The following is a 15,554-nucleotide window of genomic DNA, read 5'->3' on the forward strand; positions in this document are numbered from 1 at the left end:
TCATTGGTGTTATTCGGACACCTTTGCCACTGCCGCCAATAATTCTTTGGGAACTATTGTTGATAGATTGGTGTCGTCCTGTGTCTGAACGCAGTGTTCCATTCACAGGCGGGTTAATCTAGGACGAAAATGATACCAATGTCCCAATCAGGTTGCAAAAAGAAAGTATGTGTAACTAAATGTAATTTTTAGGGAACTTTGTGACGTGCGTCAATATTAAAAAATGCGAAAGGCCAGCGATGCTGGCCTTTGTTTTGTAACGAAATCGTTTAAAAAACGTTTGATCGTATAAATTAGAAGCTTGCGTTACGTGGCGTGCGCGGGAATGGAATCACATCGCGCACGTTTTGCACGCCGGTGACATAGGCGATTAAACGTTCAAAGCCCAGGCCGAAACCGGAATGCGGCACGGTGCCGTAGCGGCGCAGATCGCGATACCACCAGTAGTCTTCTTTATTCAGCCCCATCTCTTCCAGACGCTGATCGAGCACGTCGAGGCGTTCTTCACGCTGCGAGCCGCCGATGATTTCGCCGATGCCCGGTGCCAGAACGTCCATGGCCGCGACGGTTTTGCCGTCTTCGTTCATGCGCATATAGAACGCTTTGATGTCTTTCGGGTAGTTTTTCACCACCACCGGCGCCTGGAAGTGTTTCTCAGCCAGGTAACGTTCATGCTCGGAAGAGAGATCGATGCCCCAGGAAACGGGGTTTTCGAAGGTTTGGCCCGAGGCCAGCAGGATCTCGATGGCGTCGGTGTAGTCCACCTGCGCGAAATCGGAAGAAACGAAACGCTCCAGACGAGAGATTGCGTCTTTATCCACGCGCTCGGCGAAGAATTTCAGGTCATCGGCACGTTCATCCAGCACCGCCTGGAACACATACTTCAACATACTTTCGGCCAGGCCGGCAACGTCGTCCAGCGTCGCGAAGGCCACTTCTGGCTCGATCATCCAGAATTCCGCCAGGTGGCGGCTGGTGTTGGAGTTTTCGGCGCGGAAGGTTGGGCCGAAGGTGTAAACCTTGGACAGCGCACAGGCGTAGGTTTCGCCGTTCAGCTGGCCGGAAACGGTAAGGAAGGCTTCTTTACCGAAGAAGTCTTCGCTAAAGTCGACGGTGCCCTTGTCGGTGCGCGGCAGGTTTTCCAGATCCAGCGTGGACACGCGGAACATCTCGCCGGCGCCTTCGGTATCGGAAGCGGTGATCAGCGGGGTGGACACCCAGAAATAGCCGTTTTCATGGAAGAAGCGGTGGATCGCCTGCGCCAGGGTATGACGCACGCGCGCCACGGCGCCGATCAGGTTGGTGCGCGGGCGCAGGTGAGCCACTTCGCGCAGGTATTCGATGCTGTGGCGCTTGGCCGCCATCGGGTAAGTGTCTGGATCGTCGACCCAGCCGACCACTTTGATCGCGGTGGCCTGCAGTTCGAAGCTCTGGCCTTCGCCCGGTGAGGCGACGACCTTACCGGTCACTTCAACTGAGCAACCGGTGGTCAGGTGCAGTACTTCATCCTGATAATTCGACAGAGAATTATTAACGACGGCCTGTAACGGATCAAAGCAGGAACCGTCATAGACGGCCAGGAAGGAGATACCAGCTTTTGAATCTCTCCGGGTACGTACCCAGCCGCGTACGGTGACTTCACTGTCAACCGCAGCACGACCTTGCAGTACGTCGACTACAGGCACTACGCTCATAGATTTCTCTCTTTAATAATTTGGTTTAGAAATAGCTTACAACCCAAGAATATGGGGGTAATGGCTATGTTACTTGCCGCGGTGCAGAGCACAAGCAGAAATCATCGGATTGGCGCAACATTTATCGCGGCTGGCTGAAAAGAGGGCGTTCGGGATAAAAACAAAAAAGCCGGCGCGTGAACCGGGCCGGCTTTCTCTCTATATAAAGAAGGATCAGCTGGCTTTCTTCACCAGCGGCAGATCGAAGGCTTTGCGCAGGGCCCTGACGAACGCCTGATCCTGACAAATGGTTTTGCCGGGGCTGTCGGAGAGCTTGGCCACCGGTTTGCCTTTGCACTCGACCAGTTTGATCACGATATTCAGCGGCTTGACGCCGGGAATATCGCAGGTCAGGCGCGTGCCGATGCCGAATCCGAGGTTGATGCGTTGATAGAAGTGGCGGTAGAGCGCCAGCGCTTTGTCCAGATCCAGGTTGTCCGAGAACACCAGCGTTTTGCTCATCGGGTCGATGCCCAGTTTCTCGTAGTGGGCAATGGCCTTTTCACCCCACTCGACGGGATCGCCCGAATCGTGGCGCAGCCCCTGATAACGCTCGGCGAACTGCGGGCCGAAGTCGCGCAGGAAGGCATCCATGGTGATGCAGTCGGTGAGCGCGATGCCAAGCTGGTCCGGGTATTCATCCAGCCAGGCTTGCAATGCGGCGCGCTGGCTGTTGGCCAGCACCGGGCTTATCTGCTGGTGCGCCTGGAACCATTCATGCGCCTGCGTGCCGACCGGCGCCAGGCCGAGCTGGTGAGCCAGATCGTAATTGCTGGTGCCCGACAGGTACGGGAATTCGGCCAGCAAGGTGCTGACGATGGCCTGCTGAACGCCCTGAGAGAAACGGCGACGGGTGCCGAAGTCCATCAGCTTGAAGCGCGAAAGGTCCAGATCGCCCGCCAGCGTCTTGAACTGTGCCAGCTTGGTCTGCAGATGTGCCACCGCCTGTTCCGGCGTCACCTGCGCAGAGCGGCGGCGATGTACTACTTCGCTGATCACCGCCAGCAGCGGCACTTCCCACATGATCACTTCGCGCCACGGCCCGGCGATGCGGATGTGCAGCTTGCCGTCGCGGTTCTCGACGATCACCTGCTGCGGATCGTAGCGGAACGTCCGCAGCCAGTTCAGATAATCCTGACGGAAGAAGGGCAGGCCCGAGAGATAAGCGAATTCGGCGTCGGTCAGCGTCAGCCGGCTCATCAGCGCCACCTGCGCGCGGATCTCGTCGGCATATTCGCCCAGCAGTTCGTCGCCGCGGCAGCGGAATTCCGCCGCCACGCTGATCGCGGGATAGCGATGGAACACTGCTTGCTGCATATGAAGCTTATAAGCATCGGTATCAAGCAGTGATGTCAAAATCGGGGAAGCGTATTGAGTCATAGCGCGTTACAGCATCCTCGTCAGGCGCGTGTCCAAATCCGGATAATCATAAAAGTGGGGGTGGAGTATACCCGGATTATCCTGTTATTGAAGCTGCATCACACCATAAATCACCAAAGCGGGTCGAGGATTAAACGTGCCTTTATGGCGGCCTGGCGGCGGCGGGGAAGAAAAAAAGCCAGATATGCCTGTAAGGTGAATGACTTAGCCTAATTAGTCATAAAAATTATAATGTTAATTATTTTAAACAGCGAATCAGATAAACCCGATCTGAGTGTGTACGCTGACCCGATCCTTGCCGTTCTTTTTGCAAAAATAGAGCGCTTCGTCCGCCTGTTTGATCGCCGCCTGCAGCGCGGTGAACGCGTTGACCGGCGCAATGCCGCAGCTGGTGGTGAAACGCACTTGCCGTCCGTCGGTCAGATTTAGCGTCAGGCGATGAGTACGAGTGCGCAATTGCTCCATGATGTCCCGTGCGTTGTCCAACGAACAGTTGCCCAGCAGCACCGCGAACTCTTCGCCGCCGTAGCGGCAGAAAATGTCGCTGGCGCGGAACGCGCGTTGCAGCAGGTGGCCGAATGCCACCAGCGCCTGGTCACCTACGTCGTGGCCATAGCTGTCGTTGAGCTGTTTGAAATTGTCGATATCGATCAGGCAAAAGGCCTGTGGATAGCTGCTGTCACCCAGCAGCTGGCATTCAAGGAAGAATTTACGGCGGTTATAAATATTGGTGAGCGGATCGAGGAAGGAAGAGGCCTCGAGCTCTTTAATCAACAGTTGCTTCTCACTTTCCAGCGAGACCTTGTCCAGCTGGTATTGCCTGAGCTGCTGAATGGCGTCGCTGATGGCGATCAGTTCCCGGCTGTAGAAGGCGTCGTTGCGATCGATATTCATCTCGCCGCGCGACAACCGAACGATATTGTTGTGAGTCTTGGTCAGCCAACGGTTGATGTTGGTGCAGAACACCAGCGCCGGCAAAATGAACAGCAACACCACCAGGCCGGCGAGCGCGATCATGCCGTAAATGGTGGTCTGGCTATCGTAAATTTTGTGACGCGAAGCGACGGTTTCCAGCTCGAAGCTGCGTTGATACAGCGCCTGCGAAAGCCCGCTCAGCTCGTCGACATAGCGCGAAATAAGCGCTGCGGGATAGGGTTTTTGAGTATTGATGGCGGTGTATAACCCATCGGTGATCTGCTTGAGACGTTCGGCCGACACCAGGGTGAGCAACTGATTGACGAGCTCGGTGGTTTGCACGTCGTCGTAGTTGATCTTCATGAAGATCAATCGGGTGCTCAGCGCGTTCAGCACGCCGGTCAACTGAATGGACTTCAGGTAGGCGTCTTTGCGATCGAGCGGGTTGACGTTGACGTCGATAATCTGATCGCTTAACTCCGTCAGTGACATATTCAGCCGGTTGTTGAGGCGAATGGCCTCGAGAAACATAAAGGAATCGGTATCCACCATCCGGGTATCGTAGGTGTAGCGGTAATAGCTCTTGCTGGTTTGCGAGATGTAATAGGCGCTGTTGATGTTGAACAGATTGGCATTGGCGTTGTTGACCTGCGAAAGCTGCAGGTTGTCGTTATCCAACAGCTGTTCCATCAGGCCGATCATCGACAGCGCGGCGATTTTTTGCCGCACCCCGAGCTGCCTGGCGACCGGATCGTTCAGATGCTCGCGGATCCGGGTAATTTTCTCACGCGCCACCCGATCGGCGGCCAAACATTGCGCGCGGGTGATTTGCGGATCGATCAGGCTCAATCGTTTGAGGCGGTGAGCCTGCAGCGAAGCCTGGAAGGCCTCGGAGATTTCTTTGGCGCGATCGATCTTATACAGGTTGAGTTGGTTATCTCGGTAGTCGGTATGGGCTTCGAGCAGCTCCTCGACGATGAACAGCGAGAAGGAGGTCATCAGGCACAGGGTAAAAAAATAGATTGCGTATTTGATTTTCATAGTGCGAGTCATCCCTGGGCCTGATTCGGCAATTATACCACTATGCCGCCTGTGCCGCCTCAACTATGCCGGCGAGCCCGGACGGCGGTTTTTTAGCATTAAATGCTGATTTCTATTTAGCCATTGGTCACCCGCGCTGTCGTCTGGCGGGCGATTTATGATTTGCCTCTGATTTCTCTCTCGTGGTCGCCCGGCGGCTCTGGGCTTTTCGGCCAGCTGTGATACAGTTTATTCACAATCAGGTCCGCCGTGCGCCGCAGGGGAACACACCAGCTGCGGCGCGGAGGAGAAGAGCGGCCTGCACCTATAACTCACTGAGACGTTTAAGGGTTTTTATGACACAACAGCCACAGGCAAAATATCGCCACGATTATCGCGCGCCTGATTACACCACGACCGATATCGATTTGGACTTCAGTCTGGACGCGGAAACCACGCGCGTGACCGCCGTCAGTAAAATCAAACGTCAGGGCACGGCCGGCGCCCCGCTGGTGCTGGATGGCGAAGATCTGACGCTGGTGAGCATTCAGGTCGACGGTCAACCGTGGAGCGCCTATCGTCAGCAGGATAACCAACTGATCATCGAAGAGTTGCCGGCACAATTCACTCTTACCATCGTCAACGACATTCACCCGGCGAAAAACACCGCGCTGGAAGGGCTGTACCTGTCCGGCGATGCGCTGTGCACGCAATGCGAAGCCGAAGGCTTCCACCACATTACCTATTATCAGGACCGCCCGGATGTGCTGGCACGCTTTACTACCCGCATCGTGGCCGACAAGGCGCGCTATCCGTTCCTGCTGTCGAACGGCAACCGCATCGGCCAGGGCGAATTGGCCGATGGCCGCCACTGGGTGCAATGGCAGGATCCGTTCCCGAAACCTTGCTACCTGTTCGCGCTGGTAGCGGGGGACTTCGACGTGCTGCGCGACAGCTTCACCACCCGCTCCGGCCGTAAGGTCGCGCTGGAGCTGTTCGTCGATCGCGGCAACCTGGATCGCGCCGACTGGGCGATGACGTCGCTGAAGAACTCGATGAAGTGGGACGAGACCCGCTTCGGCCTGGAATACGATCTCGACATTTATATGATTGTGGCGGTCGATTTCTTCAATATGGGCGCGATGGAGAACAAAGGGTTAAATATCTTTAACTCCAAATATGTGCTGGCGAAGGCAGAAACCGCCACCGACAAGGACTACCTGAACATCGAAGCGGTGATCGGCCACGAATACTTCCACAACTGGACCGGTAACCGCGTGACCTGCCGCGACTGGTTCCAGCTCAGCCTGAAAGAGGGGCTGACGGTGTTCCGCGATCAGGAGTTCAGTTCCGATCTGGGATCGCGTTCGGTCAACCGCATCGATAACGTGCGCGTGATGCGCGGCGCGCAGTTCGCCGAAGACGCCAGCCCGATGGCGCACGCCATCCGCCCGGACAAAGTGATCGAGATGAACAACTTCTACACCCTGACGGTGTATGAAAAGGGTTCCGAAGTGATCCGCATGATGCACACCTTGCTGGGGGAAGCGAACTTCCAGAAAGGGATGCAGCTCTATTTCGAACGCCACGACGGCAGCGCCGCCACCTGCGACGATTTCGTGCAGGCGATGGAGGATGCGTCCAACGTCGATCTCTCGCGCTTCCGCCGTTGGTATAGCCAGTCCGGCACGCCGCTGTTGACGGTACGCGACGAATACGACGCACAAACCCAGCAGTATCGCCTGCATGTCAGCCAGAAAACCGCGCCAACCGCCGATCAGCCGGAGAAGTTGCCGCTGCATATCCCGCTGGATATCGAACTGTACGACAGCGAAGGCAACGTCATTCCACTGCAAAAGGGCGGTCTGCCGGTCAACAACGTGCTGAACGTCACCGAAGCGGAGCAGACCTTCGTGTTCGACGGCGTGGCGCACAAGCCGGTGCCCTCGCTGCTGCGCGAATTCTCCGCGCCGGTGAAGCTGGACTATCCGTACAGCGACCAGCAGCTGACCTTCCTGATGCAGCACGCGCGCAATGAATTTGCGCGCTGGGATGCGGCGCAGAGCCTGCTGGCGACCTATATCAAGCTGAACGTGGCGCGGCACCAGCAGAAGCAGCCGTTGTCGCTGCCGCTGCACGTGGCCGATGCGTTCCGCGCGGTGCTGCTGGACGAAAAACTGGATCCGGCGCTGGCGGCGCAGATCCTGACGCTGCCGTCGGAGAACGAAATCGCCGAGCTGTTCGCCACCATCGATCCGGAAGCGATCGCTGCGGTGCACGAAGCGATAGTACGCTGCCTGGCGCGTGAGTTGGCCGATGAGTGGCTGGCGGTGTATCACGCCAACAAGACCGACGGCTACCGCGTGGAGCACGCCGAGATCGCCAAGCGCGCCTTGCGCAATGTGTGCCTGGGCTACCTGGCGTTCGGCGAAGATGTGGCGCTGGCGGATCAGCTGGTGAGCGAACAGTATCGCCAGGCGGATAACATGACCGATTCGTTGGCGGCGCTGTCCGCCGCGGTCGCGGCCCAGCTGCCGTGCCGCGATGCGCTGCTGGCGGCGTTCGACGAGCGCTGGCATCAGGATGGCCTGGTGATGGACAAATGGTTCGTGCTGCAGGGCAGCAGCCCGGCGGCAGACGTGCTGAGCAAGGTACGCGCGCTGTTGCAACACCGCTCGTTCAGCTTGAGCAACCCGAACCGCACCCGTTCGTTGATCGGCGGCTTCGCTTCCGGCAACCCGGCGGCGTTCCATGCGGCGGACGGCAGCGGCTATCAGTTCCTGGCGGAGATCCTCAGCGATCTCAACCAGCGTAACCCGCAGATCGCCGCGCGCCTGATTGAACCGCTGATTCGCCTGAAGCGTTACGACGCGGGCCGCCAGGCGCTGATGCGCAAGGCGCTGGAACAGTTGAAAGGGTTGGAAAATCTGTCCGGCGATCTGTACGAGAAGATCAGCAAGGCGCTCGACGCCTGATTTTTTCACGCTGAATAGATCAAGGGACGGCTTTTGCCGTCCCTTTTTTTATCCGTTCAATTCGCCGCCTGGCGCGGGCTGGCCCCGGTAACCGGCGGCGATAATACCCGTTCCAGCACTTCGGCTTCCAGTTCCGCCAGCCGGGCCGAGCCTTTGCGGCGCGGCCGCGGCAGATCGAGAGAGAGATCCAGCCCGATGCGCCCCTCTTCGATCAGGATCACCCGATCCGCCAGCGCGATGGCTTCGCTGACGTCGTGCGTGACCAACAGCACGGTAAAACCGTGCTGTTGCCACAGCGTTTCTATCAGCCCCTGCATCTCGATGCGCGTCAGGGCATCCAGCGCCCCGAGCGGTTCGTCCAGCAACAGCAGGCGAGGGCGGTGGATCAGCGCGCGCGCCAGGGCGACCCGTTGCTTTTGCCCGCCGGACAGCGCCGCCGGCCAGTCGCGGGCGCGATCCGCCAAGCCGACCGCGTCCAGCGCCTGCAGTGCCGCATCGCGCCACTGGCCGCGCAGCCCCAGCCCCACGTTGTCGATCACTGTTTTCCACGGCAGCAGGCGCGCATCCTGAAACATCAGCCGGGTATCCTCTTTAACGGCGGCAAGCGGCGCGTTGCCGCTGAGCAGCACGCCGTTGCTGGCCTGTTCCAGGCCGGCCAGCAGGCGCAGCAGGGTGCTTTTGCCGCAGCCGCTGCGACCGACTACCGCCACGAACTGCCCGGCGGAGATGTGCAGCTGAATATTGTCCAGCACCGTGCGGTTGCCGTAACCTTTGCCGATGGACTCCAGCGTCACCGGCGTGCCTTGCGCAAGGCGAGCGGGAAGGGTCATAGTGCTTCTCCCTGTTTCAGTTGATAGGCCGGATGCCAGCGCAACCAGACACGCTCCAGCAGCTGCGCGCCCACGTCCGCCAGCTTGCCGAGCAGGGCGTACAGCACGATGGCCACCACTACCACATCGGTTTGCAGAAATTCACGCGCGTTCATCGCCAGATAGCCGATGCCCGAATTGGCCGAGATGGTTTCGGCGACGATCAGCGTCAGCCACATGAAGCCGAGAGCGAAACGCACGCCGACCATAATCGACGGCAGCGCGCCCGGCAGCACCACCTGTGTAAACAGGCGGAAACCGCTCAGGCCGTAGCTGCGGGCCATCTCCAACAGGCCGCGATCGATGTTTTTGATGCCGTGGTAGGTATTGAGATAAATCGGGAACAGCGTACCGAGCGCCACCAGAAAGATCTTGGCGGATTCATCGATGCCGAACCACAGGATCACCAACGGGATCAGCGCCAGGTGCGGCACGTTGCGGATCATTTGCACCGAGCTGTCCAGCAGGCGTTCGCCCCAGCGCGACAGCCCGGTAATAAAGCCGAGGGTAAGCCCGATGCTGCCGCCGATGGCAAAGCCGATCAACGCGCGCTGGCTGCTGATGCTCAGATGCTGCCACAGTTCGCCGCTTTGGCTCAGGCTCCAGAAGGCGGCCAGCACTGCGCTCGGCGCCGGTAAAATGCGGTTGGACAGCCAGCCGGTTTCGACAGCGATCTGCCAGAGGATCACCAGCGCCAGCGGCAGCGCCCAGGGGGCCAGCCGATACAGGATGCGTTGCGCGTTCTTTGCCATCGGGGCGCTCCTCAGCTCTGCGACACTTTTTGCGGAACATAGATGTTGGCCACCACTTCGCCCTGCGGGCGCACCGGCTGAAGGCGCACGGGCGTTTCCTCCTGCGCCAGATCGAGGTGCGGGAACAGCAGTTCGCCGACGCGGTAGGCCTCTTCCAGATGCGGATAGCCGGAGAGAATAAAGGTGTCGATGCCCAGATCGGCATATTCCTGCATGCGCGCCGCGACCGTCGGGCCGTCTCCCACCAGCGCGGTGCCGGCGCCGCCGCGCACCAGGCCGATGCCGGCCCACAGGTTCGGGCTGATCTCCAGGTTATCCTTTTTGCCGCCGTGTAGCGCCGCCATGCGCCGTTGGCCGACGGAGTCGAAACGCGCAAAGGCCTGCTGCGCGTTAGCGATGGTTTCCTCATCGAGGTGCGCGATCAGCCGGTCGGCGGCGCGCCAAGCCTCTTCGGTGGTTTCCCGCACGATGACATGCAGGCGGATACCGAAGCGTACCTGGCGGCCTTTCGCCGCTGCTTTGGCGCGCACCTCTTCGATCTTCTCTTTAACCTGCGCCGGCGGCTCTCCCCAGGTGAGATACAGTTCTACCTGTTCGGCGGCCAGATCCTGCGCGGCGGCGGAGGATCCGCCGAAATAGAGCGGCGGGCGCGGCTGCTGCACCGGCGGGAACAGCAGTTTGGCGCCTTTCACCTGAATATGCTTGCCGTCGAAATCGACGGTTTCGCCTTCCAGCACCCGGCGCCAGATATGGGTGAACTCGGTTGAGGCTTCGTAGCGCTCTTCATGGCTCAGGTGCAGCCCCTCGGCCGCCAGCTCTTCCGGATCGCCGCCGGTGACCAGATTGAACAGCGCACGCCCATTGGACAGGCGATCCAGCGTCGCCGCCTGGCGCGCCGCCAGCGTAGGGGAGATGATGCCCGGCCGCAGCGCGACCAAAAACTTCAGCCGCTGGGTGACCGGGATCAGCGAGGCGGCCACCAGCCAGGAGTCTTCGCACGAGCGGCCGGTGGGGATCAGTACCCCACCGAATCCCAGCCGATCCGCCGCCTGGGCGATCTGCTGCAAATAACCGTGATCGACGCTGCGCGCGCCCTGTGCGCTGCCAAGATAGTGGCCGTCACCGTGGGTGGGTAAAAACCAGAAAACGTTCAGGCTCATCGTTAATCTTCTCCCATGAGTTATTGTGCGCTTGGGCGCCAAATGCGTTGCGAGATGTCAACCTTCACCGGCACCAGCCGGTTGGCGTAAAACAGGTCGGCGGTTTGCTGCTGCGCGGCGATCGTCCGCGCATCGAGCGGTGTGATGGCGGTCGGCGGGCGGTGATCCAGATAGCTGGCGATCACCGGTTCCGGCAGCCCCATGGCGTTAGCCAGCAGGGTCACGCTTTGCGCCCGGTCGCTGCGGGTGAGCGCATCGGCCTGGGTCAGCACCGTCAAGACCTGGCTGATAAAGGCGCCGTTGGCTTCGACATAGGGGCGCGCCGCCAGATAGAAGGAACCGGTCTGGTTCAGATCGGTGCCGTCGCCGAGCACTCGCACGCCGCCCTGCAGCAGCGCGGCGGAATAGTAAGGATCCCAGATGGCCCAGGCGTCGACGTTACCCTGCTGGAAGGCGGCGCGCGCATCGGCGGGCGTCAGATAGGCGGGCTGGATATCGGTGAACTGCAGGCCGGCCTTTTGCAGCGATCGCAGCAGCAGGTTGTGCGAGCTGGAGCCTTTCTGGAAGGCGACCTTATGGCCTTTCAGATCGGCGACGGTTTTGATCGGGCTGTTTTCCGGCACCAGGATCACTTCCGCCTTGGGTTTGGGCGGCTCAACGCCGACATACAGCAGGTCAGCGCCGGCCGCCTGCGCGAAGATCGGCGGAATATCTCCGGTGCTGCCCAGATCTATGCTGCCGACGTTCAAGGCCTCCAGCATCTGCGGGCCGGCGGGAAACTCGATCCAGCTGATGCGGGTGGCGGGGAAACGTTCCTCCAGCAGCCGGTGGCTCTTCGCCAGCACCAGGCTGACCGATCCTTTTTGGTAGCCGATGCGGAACTGCGCCGGATCCTGCGCAGCGGCGGCATTGGCCCAGACCAGCGACAGCAGGCCGGTGAGGGTAGCGGCGCTCAGCCAGCGCCGTAAAGCGATGCGTTTTTTCATTCAGGCTCTCCTTTTCCAGGCCTTTCAGGCGGTCTGACGCGCCGCCAGCGGCGAGGCGACGCGCAGCGCGGGCGGTTTGCGGCGGCCAAGCGCCAGATAAAAACTGGCCAACGCCTCTTCCAGCCGGGTAGCGACGGCGTCGGTGAGCGTGGCGCCTTCACCGGTCAGTTGGACCTGGCTGTCGTCGGCGAATACGCCGTGCAGCACTTCCTGCGCTTTCAACGCTGCCAGCACCGGTTTGAGCGCATAGTCCACCGCCAGCATGTGGCCGATCGAACCGCCGGTTGCCAGCGGCAGCACTACCTTATGATCCAGAGCGCGTTCCGGCAGCAGATCCAGCAAGGTCTTCAGCGCGCCGGAAAACGACGCTTTATAAACCGGCGTGGAAATCAGCAGGCCGTCGGCCTGCGCCAGCTGGTCGGCAAACGCCTTGATCGCCGGGCTGTTGAAGTTGGCATACAGCAGGTCTTCGGCATCGAAGTCGTGCAGGGTATAAGCCGTCACTTCCACCCCTTGCTGCCGCAGCCAGTTCTGGCTCAGCGCGAGCAGTGCGGCGGAACGTGATGGGATGCGTGGGCTGCCGGCCAGTGATATAACGCGCATTGCCACTCCTTATAACTAAAAGTTAGGTTTAATTAGAAAATCAACAGGAAGTGTTTTAAACCTACCAGCAATCGGGCGCGTTTTTTAAATCTCATTTTTTGATTTCGATATGCGCAAAAGCGGATTGGCGCCGATTTGGCGGCGAAGCGGGAAAACGGTTGCGTAAAAACCGCTTTTTTTGCCTTTAATCAATTCCAATTGGGCGGGGGATACCGGATAATACGCCCCCGGTTTGCAACCGGGAAATCAGGAGAGTCCATGTACTACCCCCTCATCAGGAAAGCGTTGTTCCAGCTCGATCCGGAACGTGCGCACGAAGTGACCTTTCGTCAGCTCAGCCGTATTACTGGCACCCCATTAGCGTTTCTTGTCCGTCAGTCCGTGCCGACCAAACCGGTCAGCTGCATGGGGCTGTCGTTTAAAAACCCGCTGGGATTGGCCGCCGGTCTGGATAAAAATGGCGAGTGCATCGATGCGTTCGGCGCGATGGGCTTCGGCCATGTGGAAGTCGGCACCGTGACGCCGCGCCCGCAACCGGGCAACGACAAGCCGCGCTTGTTCCGCGTGGTCGAGGCGGAAGGCCTGATCAACCGCATGGGGTTCAATAACCATGGCGTGGACAATCTGGTTGAAAACGTTAAGAAATCCCATTTCGGCGGCATTCTTGGGATCAATATCGGCAAGAATAAAGACACCCCGGTCGAACAGGGCAAAGACGATTATTTGATCTGCATGGATAAAGTTTATCCGTATGCCGGTTATATCGCGATTAACATCTCTTCACCGAATACGCCGGGGTTACGATCCTTACAGTATGGCGAAGCGCTGGACGATCTTTTGGCGGCGATTAAAAATAAGCAGCAGGAATTACATGCGCGCCATCACAAATATGTGCCGGTGGCGGTAAAGATCGCGCCGGATCTTTCAGAAGAAGAATTGATCCAAATTGCCGATAGCCTGGTGCGGCATAATATCGATGGCGTGATCGCCACCAATACCACGTTGGATCGAAAATTGATCCAGGGGCTGAATTACTGCGAACAAGCGGGCGGATTAAGTGGGCGTCCGTTGCAATCACGCAGCACCGAAGTGATCCGTCGTCTCTCCACCGAACTGCAAGGGCGCCTGCCGATTATCGGCGTGGGCGGCATCGATTCGCTGACGGCGGCGCGCGAAAAAATGGAGGCTGGCGCGAGCCTGCTGCAAATTTATTCCGGATTTATCTATCATGGCCCACGTTTGATTAAAGATATCGTTACCCATATCTAATATTTTTCCTCTCATTTTATTCCGGGGGTTTATTTCTGCCCCCGGCTCGTCTATATTTTGTTCGTTAGCATAAATATCGTTCGCGGAATTATCCGATGTTTAAGCTATTTTATCGGTGATAAAATCGCCTTTTAGGGTGAGTGCAGCGTTGGCATAGGCAGCGAGAAGGATACGAAATGAAGATAAAACCTGACGATAATTGGCGTTGGTATTTTGATGCCGAACACGATCGGCTAATGCTGGATTTAGCTAATGGTATGATCTTTCGTTCACGTTTCCCGGCCAAAATGTTAACGCCGGACGCCTTCGATGAATGCGCTTTTTGCGTGGACGACGCTGCCCTTTATTTCACCTATGAAGAACAGTGCAAACAGGTCAAACTCAGCCATGAGCAGCGCGCCGAGCTGGTGTTGAATGCGCTGGTCGCCTACCGTTTCCTGAAACCGCTGATGCCGAAGAGCTGGCATTTCTCGCAGCAGCATTACCCGTTGCAGCCGAAAAACGGCGAGCTGGCGGCGGTGAAAGTGATGGAAAGCGGCGCGGAAGCGCGCCTGCTGGTGGTAGAGGCCGGGGATAACGCCAGCCTGTGCCTGCTGGCGCAAAATCAGCTGACGGTCGCCGGCCGCACCATGGTATTGGGCGATGCCATCAAGGTGATGCACGATCGGTTGAAACCCTGTGCGCAGGATGAAAGCGCCGCCCCGGCTTACGACAGGGCGGTATAAGGCGGATTACGCCAGGGTCAAATCACTTTTCGGGATGCAGCTGCAGCACAGGATGGTGCCGTTGTCGCCCAGCGCGCTTTTCTTCAGGGGCGCGACTTCACCGCTCAGCAACGTAATGCGGCAACTGCCGCAAATCCCGGCACGGCAGGAGTAAGGTACGCGGATGCCTTGCTGTTCCAGCTGCTCGAGCAAGATCTGCTGGTTATTGCCGGTAAACACCTTTCCTTCGTATTCGATAGTGACGCTGTGCTCGCTGTCTTGCGGCGCTTGCACGCTCTCCACCACTTTCCCGGCGCCATAAGGGCGCGGCGGCTTGGTCGACAGAACTTCCACCGTATCGCCCACGCGAATGATGCCGCTGTTACGCGCGATCATATTCTGGCCAAAATCGATGTCGCCGTTGTCGGCGGAACGGAATTTTTGCAGCGTGCTCAGCGGTTCGCCGCTCGGGTGCTTGCGGCCGCGCTCGGTGCTGACGGTGGTGAGCACGCAGCGGCTGCAGGGTTTCACCAGATCGAACATGACGTCGCCGACGCGGATCACCTGCCAGCCGTCCTCGGCCCAGGCGGTTGCGCCGCTCACCACCAGATTGGGGCGGAACTGCTCCAGCTTGATGCTGCCGGGGCAACGCTGCTGCAGATCGTTGAACGAAGCCTGGTTAATCAGCAGATAAGGATAGCCGTCGGCAAACGTCAGCGGGATTTCGGGGTGCTTTTTCACTCGGCGGGTCAACTCCGGCCCCAGCCAGCGCAGCTGCACGTCACGCTGGAAATAGCCGCTCAGCCAGCGGTTGATCTCATCCGGCGCGATCAGCGCGGTGAAATGGTTGCCCCATACCTCGGTCGGCTGCGGCGCGGCGGCGAAGTCGCTGAAGCGAATGGCGGCGCTTTCGCCGTCCGGCGCGGTCAGGAATAGCCCGTCCGGCAGCAGCGCCGGCGTGAACAGCACCATCTGCGGGTATTGGCGCGCGGTAATAAAGGTGCCATCCGGCTCGGTGATCATAAAGTTGCGGTCGAAGGCCAGACCGCTGCTGCCGACCTGGGCGTAAGAAAGCTGCAGACCGCGCAGTGATTTAACCGGATGGACGTAGAGTCTGGAAAGCGTGATCACCCTTATCTCCGTGCGATTATTAAATAGAAGGGAGCAACTTTATGACAAGCGGTGCGG

Annotated in this window: 12 protein-coding genes; 3 read left to right on the forward strand and 9 right to left on the reverse strand. The window is 58.9% G+C overall.

Going from position 1 to position 15,554, the window contains the following annotated elements:
* Positions 1-293 precede the first annotated feature (293 nt).
* The 3 genes from asnS to EKL15_RS02945 all read right to left on the reverse strand — a co-directional run bounded on the left by asnS (position 294) and on the right by EKL15_RS02945 (position 5,069).
* The gene (asnS, locus tag EKL15_RS02935) at positions 294-1,694 is read right to left on the reverse strand and encodes an asparagine--tRNA ligase (protein ID WP_203088764.1); all 1,401 of its coding nucleotides are present in this window, start codon (positions 1,692-1,694) and stop codon (positions 294-296) included.
* 213 nt (positions 1,695-1,907) lie between these two features.
* Entirely contained in the window at positions 1,908-3,113 is a 1,206-nt protein-coding gene (pncB, locus tag EKL15_RS02940; protein ID WP_203088765.1) for a nicotinate phosphoribosyltransferase, read from the reverse strand.
* Positions 3,114-3,368: 255 nt separating this feature from the next.
* Complete coding sequence (locus EKL15_RS02945; RefSeq protein ID WP_060440273.1) at positions 3,369-5,069, reverse strand: GGDEF domain-containing protein; 1,701 nt, start codon at positions 5,067-5,069, stop codon at positions 3,369-3,371.
* A 335-nt stretch (positions 5,070-5,404) separates the two neighbouring features.
* On the opposite strand from EKL15_RS02945, the gene pepN reads away from it, so the two are divergent.
* Complete coding sequence (pepN, locus tag EKL15_RS02950) at positions 5,405-8,023, forward strand: aminopeptidase N (RefSeq protein ID WP_060440272.1); 2,619 nt, start codon at positions 5,405-5,407, stop codon at positions 8,021-8,023.
* 56 nt (positions 8,024-8,079) lie between these two features.
* On the opposite strand, the gene ssuB is transcribed toward pepN, so the two are convergent.
* Genes ssuB through ssuE form a run of 5 tightly spaced genes read right to left on the reverse strand, consistent with a single transcriptional unit; the run spans position 8,080 to position 12,393 of the window.
* Positions 8,080-8,853 carry an aliphatic sulfonates ABC transporter ATP-binding protein gene (gene ssuB, locus EKL15_RS02955; RefSeq protein WP_159317868.1) on the reverse strand — a complete coding sequence of 258 codons (774 nt, stop codon included), beginning with the start codon at positions 8,851-8,853 and terminating at the stop codon, positions 8,080-8,082.
* The gene (gene ssuC / locus EKL15_RS02960; protein ID WP_060440270.1) at positions 8,850-9,644 is read right to left on the reverse strand and encodes an aliphatic sulfonate ABC transporter permease SsuC; all 795 of its coding nucleotides are present in this window, start codon (positions 9,642-9,644) and stop codon (positions 8,850-8,852) included. Before ssuC ends, ssuB begins: the two co-directional genes overlap by 4 nt.
* A gap of 11 nt (positions 9,645-9,655) precedes the next feature.
* Positions 9,656-10,804, reverse strand: coding sequence for an FMNH2-dependent alkanesulfonate monooxygenase (gene ssuD / locus EKL15_RS02965; protein ID WP_060421802.1), 1,149 nt, complete (start codon positions 10,802-10,804; stop codon positions 9,656-9,658).
* Between the two features lie 20 nt (positions 10,805-10,824).
* Positions 10,825-11,790, reverse strand: coding sequence for a sulfonate ABC transporter substrate-binding protein (locus EKL15_RS02970; protein WP_197768604.1), 966 nt, complete (start codon positions 11,788-11,790; stop codon positions 10,825-10,827).
* A gap of 24 nt (positions 11,791-11,814) precedes the next feature.
* The gene (ssuE, locus tag EKL15_RS02975) at positions 11,815-12,393 is read right to left on the reverse strand and encodes an NADPH-dependent FMN reductase (protein ID WP_060440267.1); all 579 of its coding nucleotides are present in this window, start codon (positions 12,391-12,393) and stop codon (positions 11,815-11,817) included.
* Between the two features lie 258 nt (positions 12,394-12,651).
* Between ssuE and pyrD the strand changes: the two genes are divergently transcribed.
* Positions 12,652-13,662 carry a quinone-dependent dihydroorotate dehydrogenase gene (pyrD, locus tag EKL15_RS02980; RefSeq protein ID WP_019454516.1) on the forward strand — a complete coding sequence of 337 codons (1,011 nt, stop codon included), beginning with the start codon at positions 12,652-12,654 and terminating at the stop codon, positions 13,660-13,662.
* A 176-nt stretch (positions 13,663-13,838) separates the two neighbouring features.
* Positions 13,839-14,387, forward strand: coding sequence for a cell division protein ZapC (locus tag EKL15_RS02985; protein ID WP_004928171.1), 549 nt, complete (start codon positions 13,839-13,841; stop codon positions 14,385-14,387).
* A 6-nt stretch (positions 14,388-14,393) separates the two neighbouring features.
* Here EKL15_RS02985 and EKL15_RS02990 read toward each other — a convergent pair whose 3' ends face one another.
* Positions 14,394-15,497 carry a YcbX family protein gene (locus EKL15_RS02990; RefSeq protein WP_038874255.1) on the reverse strand — a complete coding sequence of 368 codons (1,104 nt, stop codon included), beginning with the start codon at positions 15,495-15,497 and terminating at the stop codon, positions 14,394-14,396.
* Positions 15,498-15,554 lie beyond the last annotated feature (57 nt).

It is taken from the genome of Serratia sp. 4542, from assembly GCF_016805595.1.
Taxonomy (GTDB): Bacteria; Pseudomonadota; Gammaproteobacteria; order Enterobacterales; family Enterobacteriaceae; genus Serratia; species Serratia nevei.

Excerpts from the sequence above, each read along its gene's own strand:
- asnS (WP_203088764.1), bottom strand. The coding sequence starts at position 1,694 with ATGAGCGTAGTGCCTGTAGTCGACGTACTGCAAGGTCGTGCTGCGGTT.
- pncB (WP_203088765.1), bottom strand. The coding sequence starts at position 3,113 with ATGACTCAATACGCTTCCCCGATTTTGACATCACTGCTTGATACCGAT.
- EKL15_RS02945 (WP_060440273.1), bottom strand. The coding sequence starts at position 5,069 with ATGAAAATCAAATACGCAATCTATTTTTTTACCCTGTGCCTGATGACC.
- pepN (WP_060440272.1), top strand. The coding sequence starts at position 5,405 with ATGACACAACAGCCACAGGCAAAATATCGCCACGATTATCGCGCGCCT.
- ssuB (WP_159317868.1), bottom strand. The coding sequence starts at position 8,853 with ATGACCCTTCCCGCTCGCCTTGCGCAAGGCACGCCGGTGACGCTGGAG.
- ssuC (WP_060440270.1), bottom strand. The coding sequence starts at position 9,644 with ATGGCAAAGAACGCGCAACGCATCCTGTATCGGCTGGCCCCCTGGGCG.
- ssuD (WP_060421802.1), bottom strand. The coding sequence starts at position 10,804 with ATGAGCCTGAACGTTTTCTGGTTTTTACCCACCCACGGTGACGGCCAC.
- EKL15_RS02970 (WP_197768604.1), bottom strand. The coding sequence starts at position 11,790 with ATGAAAAAACGCATCGCTTTACGGCGCTGGCTGAGCGCCGCTACCCTC.
- ssuE (WP_060440267.1), bottom strand. The coding sequence starts at position 12,393 with ATGCGCGTTATATCACTGGCCGGCAGCCCACGCATCCCATCACGTTCC.
- pyrD (WP_019454516.1), top strand. The coding sequence starts at position 12,652 with ATGTACTACCCCCTCATCAGGAAAGCGTTGTTCCAGCTCGATCCGGAA.
- EKL15_RS02985 (WP_004928171.1), top strand. The coding sequence starts at position 13,839 with ATGAAGATAAAACCTGACGATAATTGGCGTTGGTATTTTGATGCCGAA.